This is a genomic window from Vibrio sp. CB1-14 (assembly GCF_040412085.2).
GTDB lineage: Bacteria > Pseudomonadota > Gammaproteobacteria > Enterobacterales > Vibrionaceae > Vibrio > Vibrio chaetopteri.
On the sequence record NZ_CP115921.1, the window covers coordinates 382,566 to 397,112 of the forward strand.

Sequence of the window (14,547 nt, forward strand, 5' to 3'; positions counted from 1 at the left end):
TACAAGCTCAAGTCTGTGAACTACTCCCTTCTAACGATGAGCTCAACACGTCACCACTCGAAAATGAGGCTTAACGGACTCCTTTCATAACCACTTCTTTTAAAAACCTAATGCCCTAGACTACCCTACTCAAGCGTTACTCACCCGATAATATCAGCACCGCTCCCTCATATGGACGAAGTTCAATTTGATCACTCTTGGGAGCTAAGCTGCCATCCCAATTCACGCGTTGATAATGAGCTGGCAATGCAATGGTTTGCCTTTCGCCATTCCAGATCGGCTCATCACTCCACACCTTAGTTTCTGCGCGTGATTCACCAGCGAAATAGACCACCAATCCATGTTCAAACCGACGGCCAATAGCTTTGTATTTTGAACGCCAGAGCCAATTCCCCCTGTCAAGCCAAAACCACCCTGATGGTTTGGATTGAAGGAGTTGCTCAACTTGCTTAGCTTCAACTCTATCTTGCGTTAACCAATCAAATGAGGAGTCGGTCTCGTTAATAGGCTCACCTAAATCGTAGCTGAGCATTTCGGTCGGACGATAAACCTGATTTTTAACCGCGCCACTTTGGTACCAGTTATTGTTATCGGTTGGATTGCTGCTGTAATAAAAAGTTTGATTCCAGCTGTGATAGTGGGTTTGTTTGGGTATATGGAACAAGTAATAGAGTGCCAGTCCCGTGGCAATGTCTTGCTGCCATGCCAGCTCATTTTGGGTATCTAGCTCGCTGCGGCCAAAACGGGTCGTGGTCATGACAAGACTCTCGTCTCCCATAGCAGAGAGAGCAAAGTGCTCCCAACGCTCGCGAAGTGCATCCGTTCCCATTGCCGCATACAGGTAATGCTCTCTAAGCCAAACATCGAAGACACCTCTGAGTTCGGGCGTCCATTGTGGGTAGCGCCACAAGTTTAACTCAGAGATATTCGCTGCCAGCTGCGTGTTAGGTATATGGTCTTTGAGCTGTGAGAGGAAGCTCGCCATTTGCCCAGCATAATTCAAGGCAGCCTCATCAGTGCCGACCTTGCCTGGCAACTCGGTGATAGCACCTCCTTTAAGCACTTGATATTGATTACTACCAAGCAGCTTTGCCATATCATCGTTGTAGGCGCCGCTCAGTCCCTGCCGCTGCCAATCATACTTATACCAATCCATATGTGCCTGATTAGCTGACGGGTGAGAAAAGTTAGTGCGCTGCCAGCAGGTCCCGAGCCACATATTGCCTACGGGGATAAGGCGAGCTTGTGAAGCGTATCGCGCTTGCGCTTCTAGATTTACTCTTTGACGATACTCGTTATCATCCAAATACCCATCGCCATTGGTATCATTACGCCAATCCCAACCCGGTATCTCCACGTGTTTCGCTTCCTGACGCAAACCATAGTCAACAGACAACGCATCTATACTCTGCGGCTTTGACCAACTCAACCGCACCATATACACGGGCATATCTAAATCGAGTGCACGATGGCCGGTATTGAAATGATATTCGCCAAGCCAAGGAGCAACTGCTAGCATCTGCTGCTCGATGGTAATACGTGACAAAGAACCTGTAACAGTCGGCTCACCAATACTCAAAGGCTGCCACTCACTTATCGGCGCACTATTTTGCTCTGGCCTAGCAAGGCTAATCGATAGTGTATCGCTAGAGGGTACATTGATAGCCATAAAAGGCAGGGAGGTGACGACAATGAGCTCTTCATTTATAGACAGCTTTAGCGGCAATCGTGCAGTCTTGAGCACCGTGCCCTTTTTCACCATCATATGAAGTGGCTTTCCGTCGAGAAATTGCTGCGCCTTTTCAGATAGATTTTCATAGGCTAAGTGCGTCTCTTGAGAAGCATGCAGATAAAGGTGCTCTGGGTTAACGCCTTGCTGCCACAGTTGTCGATGAAGCCACGCTTCTTGTTCACCAGCAAAGCAATCCAGTTTCTGGCTGTACATGTAGCCAAGAGCCGTAGTCTGCTTGTTTAGCTCTGGCGTACCCAAGCTGCCAAATACAATATCGCTATTCTGTGATTCCCATTGTTGGATCTCTTTTGCGCGACTACCCCAAGCTTGCCAACCACCAGGTAAAACCAAACCCATGGATGGCGCAGCTTCGACCTGGTGCCCAATCAAGGAACTGGCCAATCCTGTGACGATACCACTGATTAACAATCTGATTTTCATAGCAATCCTCCTAGCAACAAGTATAGGATAGCCTGCTAACTATCACAGGAAATACCATCGCAGAAGTGACGAGAGACCGCTAAGTAACCTCTGTATTGATGGCTATCAATCAGTTCACCGCTGTACTAGAGTTACCTCTAGGTATTATCCGTTTTTAGATTAGAAGGGAATCTTTGTGAAACGTGTCTTATTACTTTTTACTCACTTAGCAGCATTGTTTGCTGGTTTTATGTTGGGAATCTATGTTCTACCTATTCTCACTCAGCCAGACTCACCATCGATTGAGGCAATTGAGTCGCAAACCTCAGCCATTATATATCAGGGAGAATTTAGCAAAGAACGAGAAGACAGTGACTTTCTACATTGGGGCGAAGGTAAAATCAGCTTTTCCGGTGAGAGTGCAATGTTTATCGGCGAACTCGCTCCGGGAGCCGATTACAAACTGTACCTCTCACCTACTTTCATTGAAACAGAGGCAGAGTTTGTCGCCAACAAAGCAGCCATGCTTCAAGTGGGAGATGTAAAAACCTTCGATCGTTTTTTGCTGACACTTCCAGAACAAACCGATTTAACTCAATACAATACGGCTATTGTGTGGTGTGAAAGTTTTGGCGAGTTCATTACCTCAGCCAAGCTAAAATGATGTCCCAAAAATAACTGTGAGAGCGGTTCCAACTGCCAATGACGTTGACATTTCGCTCACTGTTTACTGACAAAACCAAACGCAACTAGGCGCATTATGATTTGGCCTTAAGCACCTAGAACTTGTGTTATGTGTGTAACTCGAGGCAATACCGTTTTGTATTGCCTCTTTTTTTGCTTTCCCCCAAAGCAACAAACCCAACGCATAAGCGTTGGGTTTGAACTTTTATAAGGCCATTTGACTATTTAAGTAGACCCACTTCTTTGTAGTATTTCTCAGCACCTGGATGTAATGGCGCCGATAGGCCATCTTTGATCATCTCTTCTTTCTTCAAGTTGGCGAATGCTGGGTGCAGGCGCTTGAAATCATCAAAGTTTTCAAACACAGACTTAACGATGTTATACACCACATCTTCTGGTACTGCGGTAGATGAAACAAATGTCGCACCGACACCAAAGGTCATCGTGTCTTCAGGATTACCTTTGTACATACCGCCTGGTACTGTTGCAACGCGATAGAAACTGTTGTCTGCCACTAGCTTGTCAACCACAGAGCCGTCAACGGTTACTAGCTTACTGTCACAAGAAGTTGTTGCTTCTTTGATAGCGCCACTAGGGTGACCAACGGTATAGATCATTGCATCGATTTTATTGTCACAAAGCGCTTTAGATTGCTCAGAGGCTTTCAGCTCAGAGGTCAATTTAAATACATCCTTACCCCAGCCATAGCCGTCCATAAGTACTTCCATCGTACCGCGTTGGCCAGAGCCTGGGTTACCAATGTTCACTCGCTTGCCTTTTAAGTCTTCAAACTTCTCAATTCCAGAATCGGCACGCGCGACCACGGTAAACGGTTCTGGGTGAATAGAGAATACCGCACGGAGGTCTTTGTAAGCGCCAGCGTCAGCAAATTTGCTAGTACCATTGTAGGCATGATATTGCCAGTCTGACTGAGCGATACCTAAATCCAATTCACCGGCTCTAATGGTGTTGATGTTGTAGATAGAACCGCCAGTGCTTTCCACAGAACAACGGATCGAATGATCTTTACGGTCTTTATTTACCAATCGGCAAATCGCCCCTCCAGTAGGATAATAGACGCCTGTTACACCACCAGTACCAATTGTCACAAATTGGTCTTTGGCGTGCGCGAGGGTAGCGCCGCCCATTGCCATACAAACAGCAGATACAGTTAACATGGTCTTTATTTTGGTCATAATTATTCCTTTTCCTGTCGTAGGTATCCTGACCGGTGTACTCCTTAACAACCGGCCGAAGTGAGATGGTTTTTTAATTCTTCTGTTGTCATTGGTTTGATGTTGAGTGCTGTCGCCGTATCGACAAGTTGAGTCACTAAAACAGCATTGCTTTCCGCGATAGCACCCTGATTGTCATAATGATTATTTTCAAACCCTACTCGTACGTCAGCCCCCATAAGCATAGCAGCCGTCAAACAGTTATGTTCAAAATGACCAAAGGCACACACCGCCCAACGGTGATCCAGTTCAAATAATTGTGATCTCAACATAGGAGCGAGATCCTGCGGATGCGCCAACTGCCCGTCGCGATAGCGCCCTAATACTAATAACAAATGATGGTGGTAATTGGGCAACAATCCGCGCGATAACCATCGCAAATAGTGCTGTAAGTCTTGTTCGTCATAGAGGATATATTGCGAGATGATGCCTTGGTCTGCGACCCAATGAAAGAAGCTACTCGCCGATGTTAAGTGCTGCTCATCAGGAATCAGCTCTCGAAGCGCAAAAGACGCGGCTTCCGGTTTGATTGCTTTAATTAAGGCCTTCTGCTGCTCTGGAAGATACAGACCGACAGCCTCCGTGGTCAGTTGCACTAGAAGCGTGTCACCCACCCGCTCCTTTAGCCCTCGGTAGAGAGGGAGATTATCGTCAAGCTCAAGCGAGTGCCGACCTTGTTTGTCGCGGGCATGCAAATGCACCATCGCCGCTCCAGCATCTCGACACGCGATGGCTTCATCAATAATACTTGGCAGCTCCAAGGGAAGATTAGGATGATCGCGTTGGGTTTTACGAGCCCCGTTGGGTGCCACGATGATCGCCGACTCAGAAAATGGTTGGGCAGTCATGCTATGCCCCCCACTTTGCAGCGGCCAGCTCAAGTGAACTAGTCAGTTTAACGACCAACTCGTCGAGCTCAGCGTCAGCTATGATGAACGGGGGTGCGAGTAAGATATGATGCCCTTGTTTGCCATCGATAGTGCCCGACATGGGGTAGCACATTAACCCTTGATCCATAGCAATGGATTTTACCCACTTATGCGCTTGTGTTGACGTGGGCAGTGGTGCTTTAGTGACTTTATCCGCCACGAGCTCAATGCCAATAAACAAACCTCGCCCACGAATATCGCCGACAAACGGCAAATCACCGAGTGTGCTATCTAGCTTATTAGATAACCCTATCCCCTGATTGGTGACAGCAGAGAGGAGATCATCGTCGATAATCGTATTCACTGTGGCAAGCGCCGCCGCGCATGCAATGGGATGCCCCATAAACGTGTGCCCATGCTGAAAAAAGCCAGACCCATTGGCGATGGTCTGATAGACCTTATCCTGCACGACCACGGCACCAATTGATTGATAACCTGCTCCAAGCCCTTTCGCTATGGTCACCATATCGGGTACAACACCTTCTTGTTCAAAAGCATAGAAAGTCCCCGTTCTTCCTACACCACACATCACTTCATCCAAGATCAGTAGGACTTCGTACTGGTCACAGATCTCTCTAATCCGTTTAAAATAGTCCTTTGTCGCCGGGACAGCGCCAGCGGTCGCCCCCACAACTGGCTCTGCGACAAACGCCATCACATTGTCCGCACCGAGTGCCAGGATTTGTTGTTCCAGTTCGTTGGCCGCCCACATGCTGTAATCCGTTTCGGACTCATACGCCATTTGCTCGCGATATGCATAACAAGGCGCGATATGGTGACTCGTAGTGAGCAAAGGACGAAACGGCTCACGACGCCATTCGTTTCCCCCCACCGCCAGCGCGCCTAGTGTGTTGCCATGATAACTTTGCCGCCGAGCAATGAACTCTGTTTTCTGAGGTTTTCCTCTCTCAACAAAATACTGACGAGCCATTTTAAGCGCGGCTTCCACCGCCTCCGAACCACCACTTACAAAATAAACCTGCTTTAACGGCTCCGGAGCTAAGTCCACAAGACGCTTTGCTAATAGCTCACTGCTTTGTGTGGTAAAAAAGCCAGTATGCGCATAAGGCACGGCATCAAGCTGATCGCGGATAGCTTGTTTCACTTGGGGGTGATTGTGCCCCAAATTCGATACTGCCGCTCCGCCACAGCCATCAAGGTACGCTTTACCATGAGTATCGAATAGATAGACACCTTCACCATGACTCACTGTTGGCAGTTGGCCGTGACAACTGCGGTGGAATACACTGCTCATTGATTAATCCCTCAAAAACACCAGCCTATTTCCTAATAGTTGTAACAGCTGTCGGGATTTACAAATTTATTGTTTAAAAATTGTTCGCTCATTCAAAACAACTAACACATCAAGATCGATCACCAACGCGAGCGGTAACTGCGGTGACAACTGCGACAAGTAGAGTTAGCGGCATCAAGTCCAGCTTCTACCGACTCCACAGATTGAGATTGAACGCCGTCCACGACCTGTTGATAGCCTTGCTGCATGTCGGTAAGCAACTGCTGAAACTTCGCAGGTTTCTTCCAAACCGACTCTTTCGCCTTACTCCCTTGTTGGCTACCCACAGGGAAGGCCGCAGACAATAGCAAACTGTCTTCTAGAAGCTGTTCACTGGCCACTTGAAGTGCCTGCCAATCTACTTGTGACTTGCTCACTTGATCAGCAACCCGTTCGGTCTGACTCTCAATACGCTCAAACGCCGATTGACGTGTAGCGATAGACTCGGCATGGCTCATCGCTTGAGCGTTTTGCACCATAGCCAATGACACAAACACCAATCCACATACTGCAGCTTTAGAGCAAACCTTTTTCACTAGCAACATACATACACCTTATTTTTGGAGTTAACTTGAATTAATCTCACTTTTTCGATAACGAGTAGATTTTATGAGAAACATTAAAGTCTGGGATGCCGCGACTCGCATTTATCACTGGGCACAGGCGTTACTGTTTGTGGCGTTAATGGACACTGGGCTTCAAGGTACAGGGCCACATCTTCAGCTTGGTATGGTGTTATTTACTCTGCTGGTTTGGCGTATGTGCTGGGGCATTGTTGGCAGTGAAACCAGCCGCTTCAAACAATTTGTTAAAAAGCCGAAACAGATAGTTGACTACCTAACAGGTATACAGCCTGCCACTGCGGGGCACAATCCATTAGGTGCCCTTATGGTAGTGACTATGCTAGGCCTTCTTATTATGCAGTGTTTAAGCGGGATGTTACTAGCCGGACTATTTGACGGGTTAGAGCAATATGGCGTCGCAATCCCAGACACCTTTTATGATGCTGGAGAGCAAGTTCATCTTTTATTGGCGCAGTTGCTACCTTGGCTGATCGCTGCACATGTAGCGGCGATCGTTGGATACAAGTTCATAGGTAAGCCACTACTCCTTGCAATGATAACTGGCAAGCAATGGATGACACACCAGAGAGCTGCTCCAACGCTCGTAAGCCAGCGCCGCGCATTTTTAGTGCTAATTGGCGCCATTTTAGTTACCATCGCAATAGTTGCCCCATCAATGATATGACTCATTGGTTACCAATCACGGTGACAGCTGAGCTTTCATTGCCGGGTTTTTATTAAAAGATTTGCACAACGGAAATATGATGAACAATGAATTTGAACGCGAATCCAGTTTCGGCTGGCTGCTCAACGTAGTCGCCAATCACGCATCTAAAGAGTTTGATCAGCGCCTCAAGGAAAAAGGACTAACATTAGCATTGTGGCCAACGTTGATGTGTTTATGGGAAAAAGAAGGGATTAATCAACGAGAGATCGCTCAGATGTCCAAAGTCGAAAGCTCGACGACAACACGCACTATCGACAAGTTAGAGACCCTAGGTCTTGTGGAACGTCAACCGGATCCCGACAGTCGACGTTCATTTAAAATCTACCTAACCGAAGAAGGACGTGCGCTTAAGAAAGAGGTGATCCACTTGCCTCTCGAAGTGAATCAACAGCTTCTAAATCCTCTCACAAAGCAAGAGCAGGCAACTATGGTTCAGCTATTACAAAAGTTAGTCGGTAAGATCTAGCCACCAGCCAAGGTATCAAACAACACGACCTGTTTGATACTATCTATTGGTTATTAAGCTTGCCAATAAACTTATCCGACTCCTCAATCGCGGCATTCATCTGATTGATCGCTACTTGAATGTCATTCTCTAGACTGATCAACTCTCCTTGTAATGAGCCAATCGCACTCGCATTAAGATTGTGTTTGAGGTAGAGCGTGTTGTCGCGCAGAGTATTGAGTACAGGCGTCATCTTCTGCTCTGCTCGCTTCATTGCTTTCAACATGGTTTGATACGAGGCTCGAGTATCTTTTAGCTTCTGCTCACTCGAGCGACGGAGCTTAGCACTTGTGTATTGCTCAAGTTCAGCTTGCCACTCTTCAAACAACGCTTCAGAGACATCCTCTACTGCCGAAATACGGTCGCGCACCTCTTCCGCGGCCTTTTCGCTGTCTTCGTATTTGTCGTTGATGTCGTTGTAGACTTTTTCTAAATCACCGCCATCAAACCCACTCAGAGCGGATACTGCCTCCAGCGCGCTAGTAAACTCCTCTTGCGCTTCCTGTTGAGACTCTTTGGCATCCTCAACACGCGTCACCATAATATCGCGCTTGTGATAACCAACTTGCTCCATTGCAGAGTAATAAGTTGATTGGCAACCCACTAAACCACCTACTGACAAGGCTCCAATTAACATCCAACGCATTGTTTTCATTCCTTTCGGTATGCTTGATAGATTAACTATAAATGGCGAATCGCAGAGGTGACAAGTTTAGATAGTAGACTTGTCGGTAGTCGCTTAAAAAAGTGACATTCCTAATACAGGTAACTCTCTTATCAATGTCGCTTGGCCACCAAGGTAAACTTGTATTCGCTTGATTTAAAATAGTTTCGGCTATATTCGAATACAATGTCCCCTCTCAATAATCCGCGGGTCCGTTTCTCGATGATAGGCTGAGCTGGGTCTATGTGTAATAGTTCCGCGACTTCTTCAGGAGGCAGTACAGGAATGATCTCCTGCTCACTGCGGTCAATTACGAGACCTTTCTGCTTCTCGATAAACTCATACTTAGAGCCTTGCATCACCTGATAGGTGAGATCCGGGAACATGCTGATCGGCATCCAAGTCTCTTCCACGGTGATGGGGTTATCATCAAGAAAGCGCACACGCTTGATATAGAAAACCCGCTCACCTTCTTGAATCTCTAGATGTTCAGCCATCGTTATAGAGGCCGCTTGGATCTCAAATGCCAGCACGTCGCTGTGAGTAACACCATTAAGGTGCGCCCACTTCTCTGCAAAGCTAGTCTGTTGGTAGATATCGTAATTAACACGATTCTCTTTCACATAAGTACCGCTACCTTGAATACTCTCAAGCTCTTGGTTTTCTACTAGTAACTTAATTGCCTGTCGCACCGTAACACGACTTACCGAGAACTCTTCACGGAGCTGAGCTTCAGTTGGCAATGCTTCGCCCACTTTATACTCCCCTAAACTGATCTTTTCCCGAATCGCATCAGCGATTCTTCGATACATCGGCAATCTCGCCATACAAACCTCTACTGACATAACGATGTTCGATAGGGCATCTAAGCCCATCAAGAACTATATTTAGTCATATGATACGAATTGATAGAGCAATGACAAGCAATTGTTACTACAAAAAGACCAAATTTAAATACAACAACAATACATATTTATCAATAAATGAGATCTCCATCATGGATCATTTGTATTAAAGAGGTATTATTTAGCCATTGTTGACGGGACAACAATAGATGAATGTAACAATGGGACAAAAGTTATGAACCTAACATCTCTGACCAACCCATCGCTGATTAACCTACAAACGACTTTTGAAAGTCGCGATGCAGCGATAGAAGCTCTTGCCGAACAACTATATCAACAAGGCAAACTTCACAATAAAGAAGAATACCTAAAAGCGGTATTTGAACGCGAGACGCAAGGACCAACAGCACTTGGCGAAGGCTTAGCGGTACCACATGGTAAAACGGATGCCGTAAAAGAAGCAGCCTTTGCGGTTGCGACACTATCAAGCGATCTTAAATGGCAAGATATCGACGAAGAAGAAGACGTTAACCTCATCTTTCTGATTGCGATCCCCAATGCAGAAGCAGGCTCTACGCACATGCACCTGCTTACCGAGCTAACGACAACGCTCGTTGACGACGATGTCCGTCAAGCCGTTCTTAATGCTACAACTTCAGAACAAATTCTAACTTTGTTGTCAAACCAAGAAGAAACACACCAAGAACAAGACAACTTAGATACAAATGCACCAACCATTGTTTGTGTTACTGCTTGCCCCGCTGGCATCGCTCACACTTATATGGCAGCTGAATACCTTGAAAAAACAGGCCACAAGCTTGGATATAAGGTTTACGTAGAGAAGCAAGGTGCAAACGGTATCGAAGATCGTTTGACTGCCGAGCAATTAAATAACGCCACAGCCGTCGTGTTTGCAGCAGAAGTTGCAATCAAAGAAGTCGAACGTTTTAACGGTATTCCACGTGTTGAAGTGCCTGTCGCAGAGCCAATCAAACACTCAGAGCGAATTCTCAACGAAGCCATCGAGGCTGGCAAAAATGGTACGGGCGCAGATCGCACCATTGCGACTGACGATAAACCGAAAAAACTTCCGCTGAAAACGGAGCTAAAACAAGCGCTGCTTTCAGGTATCTCTTATGCCGTTCCGCTTATCGTTGCTGGCGGCACCGTTCTAGCAGTCGCCGTTCTTATTGCACAAATTTTTGACTTGCAAGAGCTTTACGCAACCGATGGTTCTTGGCTGTGGATGTACCGCAAACTTGGTGGTGGTCTGCTAGGTACCTTAATGGTTCCTGTACTTGCCGCTTATACCGCTTATTCACTTGCTGATAAACCAGCATTAGGTCCAGGTTTTGCTGCCGGTATTGCCGCAAACCTTATCGGCTCGGGCTTCCTCGGTGGTGTTGTGGGTGGTTTGATCGCCGGTTACCTAATGCGCTGGGTGAAAGAAAATGTTCGCCTAAGCCCTGCTTTCAACGGCTTCCTAACCTTCTACCTTTACCCAGTTATCGGTACCTTAGTCGCGGGCTCTTTGATGCTGTTCGTTATTGGTAAGCCAGTAGCATGGCTAAACCAAGGTCTAACAGACTGGCTAAACGGTATGTCTGGTACCAACGCTCTTCTGCTCGGTGCTGTGATCGGTTGCTTCGTATCGTTCGACCTTGGCGGCCCAGTAAACAAAGCGGCTTACGCCTTCTGTCTGGGAGCAATGGCAAACGGTGTTTATGGTCCATACGCAATCTTCGGCTCAGTGAAAATGGTATCGGCGTTCACAGTAACGGCTTCAACCATGCTTGCTCCACGACTGTTTAAAGACTTTGAGATTGAGACAGGTAAATCAACTTGGTTGCTTGGCTTAGCGGGTATCACTGAAGGTGCGATTCCAATGGCGATTGAAGACCCTATCCGCGTTATCGGTTCGTTCCTACTAGGTTCAATCGTAACGGGCGCAATGATTGGCGCTGCGGGTATTGGTCTATCGACTCCGGGTGCTGGCATCTTCTCAATCTTCCTACTGCACGACGCAGGTATCGGTAGCTTCATGGCGGCAGCCATCTGGTTTGGCGCAGCCCTAGTCGGCACAGCAATCTCAACCGTCACCTTGCTTGCGTGGAGAGCGCATGCCGTAAAAAAGGGTAAATTTGCAGCCCAGGTAGCGACGCAAAACTAATCAATATTATTAATCAATAAGCTGAGGGGCACGGAAATTTCTGTGCCCTTAATCAGCACTAATAAACAATCCCTTGATATTAAAGAATTTAAACTCACTGCAAAGCAGTCCAAAGGTTAACACAATGACTACATCTCGCGTTCATATCACTCCTCACATGCACTGGGATCGTGAATGGTATTTCACAACAGAAGAATCTCGCATTCTGCTTGTGAACAATATGGAAGAAATCATGCAGCGTCTGGAAAATGACCCAGAGTACAAATACTACGTACTGGATGGTCAGACTGCGGTTCTTGAAGATTACTTTGCTATCAAACCAGAGAACAAACAGCGAGTAAAAGCACTGGTTGAGGCTGGCAAACTGATTGTTGGTCCTTGGTACTCACAAACTGACACCATGCAAGTCTCTGGCGAGTCCATTGTTCGCAACATGCTTTACGGAATGCGTGACTGCCTTGCGCTGGGCGAACCTATGAAGATCGGCTACCTGCCAGACTCATTCTCAATGAGCTCACAGCTACCAATGATCTACAACGGTTTTGATATCGACACAGCCATGTTCTGGCGCGGCTGCTCTGAGCGTCACGGTACCGACAAAACAGAATTCTTGTGGCAATCAAACGACGGCTCTGAAGTCATGGCTCAGGTGCTGCCTCTTGGCTACGCGATTGGTAAATACCTGCCACAAGACGAAGAAGGTCTGCGTGCACGTCTGGATAAATACTTCCCGGTGCTTGAAAAACCTTCTGTGACCAAAGACATCCTATTGCCAAACGGTCACGACCAGATGCCAATCCAAAAAGACATCTTTGAGGTGATGGACAAGCTACGCGAGATCTACCCAGATCGTGAGTTCGTCATGAGCCGCTTTGAAGAGGTCTTTGACCGTGTCCGTGAAGAGCGTGACAGCCTAGACACTATTAAAGGTGAGTTTAACGACGGTAAATACATGCGTGTTCACCGCACCATTTCTTCGACTCGTATGGACATCAAACTGATCCACGCTGAGGTAGAAAATAAGATCGTTAATACCCTAGAGCCGCTCGCGGCCATCGCTTGGACACTGGGTTTTGAGTACCACCACGGTCTTATCGAGAAAATGTGGAAAGAGAGCATGAAGAACCATGCCCACGACTCTATCGGTTGCTGCTGCTCAGACAAGGTTCATGCTGAAATCCTGAACCGCTACATTCTTGCCGACGATATGGCGACCAACTTGATCACATTCTACAAGCGTAAGATCGTTGACCATATGCCAGCGCGCGAAGGCTGTGACAAACTGGCGTTCTTTAACCTGTCGCCTTATGAGCGTGAAGAGGTGATCAATACCACCATTACTATCCGCGCTGATAAATTCAACCTATTTGATGATGAAGGCAACCCAGTTGAGTACTTCATTCAAGACCAGCGTGTCATTGACCCAGGTAAGATTGACCGTCAAATCGTTCACTACGGTAATTACGACCCATTCATTGAGTACGATATCCAGATTAAATACACAGTGCCTGCGATGGGCTTTACCACGCTGCATATCCAAGGTAGCCAACACGGCACACAAAAATCTGTGAAGTCGACTTCAGAATATCTTGAGAATGAATTCTACCAAATCTCAGTGAACGCCAACGGCACCCTAACCGTGCTGGACAAAGAAACGCAAATGACTTTCGACCAAGTGCTGCGCGTGGAAGAGGGCTCAGACGATGGTGATGAGTACGACTACTCACCATCTCGTAAAGAGTGGCTACTGTATTCCGATGAGTTTGATGTGGAAACCAACATCAAACACGAAGGTTTCCAGTCTGTTGCTACAATCAAAACACGCATGAACGTCCCAGCAAACCTTGAAGAACGCGAGGCGCGTTCAGGGCAAAACGGCTTCGTCGATATCAACTGCCAAGTGTTGCTCAAACAAGGTTCACGCCGCATCGAAGTTCGCATAGAAATGGACAACCAAGCTGACGATCACCGTGTTCGCGTGCTAGTACCGACACCGTTTGTTTCTGAGGTCGTGGTAGCGGACAACCAATTTGGTTTGATTACTCGTCCAACTAACGACCCTGCAATGGAAGTGTGGGAGCAAGAAGGCTGGAAAGAAGCACCGGTGCCAGTGTACCAACTTATGAATTTTGCAGCGGTAGAAAACCAAACGGGCGGCATGGCACTTATGACCAATGGTCTGCGTGAGTTCGAAGTAATTTCAAGCCAAGGCAATCAAGAACGCGATACCTTCGCACTCACTTTATTCCGCGGCGTAGGCGTACTTGGTAAAGAGAATCTGCTGCTTCGCCCTGGCCGACCGTCTGGTATTAAGATCCCAACACCAGACTCACAAACTCGCGGCAAGATTGTATGTGAGTTCGCACTATTTGGTTTTGCGGGCAATCACATAGATGCCAACCTCATGGCCGAGGCTCGTGACAATGTGACGCCAATCCAGTGTTACAACAAGATCCCATATAACGCGATGAAGCTTAACGTAGGTGAGCAAGATAAACCGCTGACGTATTCGCTACTAAACAAGGGCAAGAAAGGCGCGGTTCTGAGTGTCCTCAAGAAATCTGAGGATGACGATGCTCTGATTCTACGTGTTTACAACCCAGCAGAGATTGGCAGCATCGAAGACCACATTGACTTTACTCAGCCAGTAACGTCATGGAGAGAGGTGAGTCTAGATGAACGTGTGCGCGAAACGAATGTAGCGATGCAATCGTTCGGTGAATTGAAGCCTTGCCAAGCTCGAAGCTTCCAAATCAAGTTCTAACATCCACCAGCTCCC

General features: G+C 47.1%; 12 protein-coding genes. 5 read left to right on the forward strand and 7 right to left on the reverse strand.

The annotated features are described in order from the left end of the window. Positions 1 to 136: 136 nt before the first annotated feature. Positions 137 to 2,173: a hypothetical protein gene (locus PG915_RS17905; protein WP_353499776.1), complete on the reverse strand. Its 2,037-nt coding sequence runs from the start codon at positions 2,171 to 2,173 to the stop codon at positions 137 to 139. A 175-nt stretch (positions 2,174 to 2,348) separates the two neighbouring features. Between PG915_RS17905 and PG915_RS17910 the strand changes: the two genes are divergently transcribed. After that, a complete protein-coding gene (locus PG915_RS17910; protein ID WP_353499777.1) occupies positions 2,349 to 2,816 on the forward strand; it encodes a DM13 domain-containing protein in 468 nt (155 codons plus the stop codon). Positions 2,817 to 3,057: 241 nt separating this feature from the next. Here the strand turns inward: PG915_RS17910 and PG915_RS17915 are convergent, their stop codons facing one another. From PG915_RS17915 to PG915_RS17930, 4 genes are all read right to left on the reverse strand, one after another. Then, entirely contained in the window at positions 3,058 to 4,014 is a 957-nt protein-coding gene (locus PG915_RS17915; protein WP_420884633.1) for a TAXI family TRAP transporter solute-binding subunit, read from the reverse strand. A gap of 62 nt (positions 4,015 to 4,076) precedes the next feature. Then, the gene (locus tag PG915_RS17920; RefSeq protein WP_353499779.1) at positions 4,077 to 4,919 is read right to left on the reverse strand and encodes a 3-keto-5-aminohexanoate cleavage protein; all 843 of its coding nucleotides are present in this window, start codon (positions 4,917 to 4,919) and stop codon (positions 4,077 to 4,079) included. A gap of 1 nt (position 4,920) precedes the next feature. Next, positions 4,921 to 6,255, reverse strand: coding sequence for an aspartate aminotransferase family protein (locus PG915_RS17925; protein WP_353499780.1), 1,335 nt, complete (start codon positions 6,253 to 6,255; stop codon positions 4,921 to 4,923). A gap of 119 nt (positions 6,256 to 6,374) precedes the next feature. Beyond that, positions 6,375 to 6,839 carry a c-type cytochrome gene (locus PG915_RS17930; protein WP_353499781.1) on the reverse strand — a complete coding sequence of 155 codons (465 nt, stop codon included), beginning with the start codon at positions 6,837 to 6,839 and terminating at the stop codon, positions 6,375 to 6,377. Positions 6,840 to 6,912: 73 nt separating this feature from the next. Here PG915_RS17930 and PG915_RS17935 point away from each other — a divergent pair, with 73 nt between their 5' ends. Together PG915_RS17935 and PG915_RS17940 are read left to right on the forward strand one after the other, a co-directional pair. Next, entirely contained in the window at positions 6,913 to 7,542 is a 630-nt protein-coding gene (locus tag PG915_RS17935) for a cytochrome b/b6 domain-containing protein (RefSeq protein WP_353500154.1), read from the forward strand. Between the two features lie 79 nt (positions 7,543 to 7,621). Beyond that, complete coding sequence (locus PG915_RS17940; protein ID WP_353500155.1) at positions 7,622 to 8,050, forward strand: MarR family winged helix-turn-helix transcriptional regulator; 429 nt, start codon at positions 7,622 to 7,624, stop codon at positions 8,048 to 8,050. Positions 8,051 to 8,093: 43 nt separating this feature from the next. On the opposite strand, the gene PG915_RS17945 is transcribed toward PG915_RS17940, so the two are convergent. Together PG915_RS17945 and PG915_RS17950 are read right to left on the reverse strand one after the other, a co-directional pair. Then, entirely contained in the window at positions 8,094 to 8,663 is a 570-nt protein-coding gene (locus PG915_RS17945) for a DUF2959 domain-containing protein (RefSeq protein WP_418643028.1), read from the reverse strand. 203 nt (positions 8,664 to 8,866) lie between these two features. Then, positions 8,867 to 9,580: a GntR family transcriptional regulator gene (locus PG915_RS17950; RefSeq protein ID WP_353500156.1), complete on the reverse strand. Its 714-nt coding sequence runs from the start codon at positions 9,578 to 9,580 to the stop codon at positions 8,867 to 8,869. A 253-nt stretch (positions 9,581 to 9,833) separates the two neighbouring features. On the opposite strand from PG915_RS17950, the gene mngA reads away from it, so the two are divergent. Both mngA and mngB read left to right on the forward strand, forming a co-directional pair. Beyond that, the gene (gene mngA / locus PG915_RS17955; RefSeq protein ID WP_353499783.1) at positions 9,834 to 11,768 is read left to right on the forward strand and encodes a PTS 2-O-a-mannosyl-D-glycerate transporter subunit IIABC; all 1,935 of its coding nucleotides are present in this window, start codon (positions 9,834 to 9,836) and stop codon (positions 11,766 to 11,768) included. A 124-nt stretch (positions 11,769 to 11,892) separates the two neighbouring features. Next, a complete protein-coding gene (mngB, locus tag PG915_RS17960; protein WP_353499784.1) occupies positions 11,893 to 14,532 on the forward strand; it encodes a mannosylglycerate hydrolase in 2,640 nt (879 codons plus the stop codon). The last annotated feature ends 15 nt before the right edge of the window (positions 14,533 to 14,547 follow it).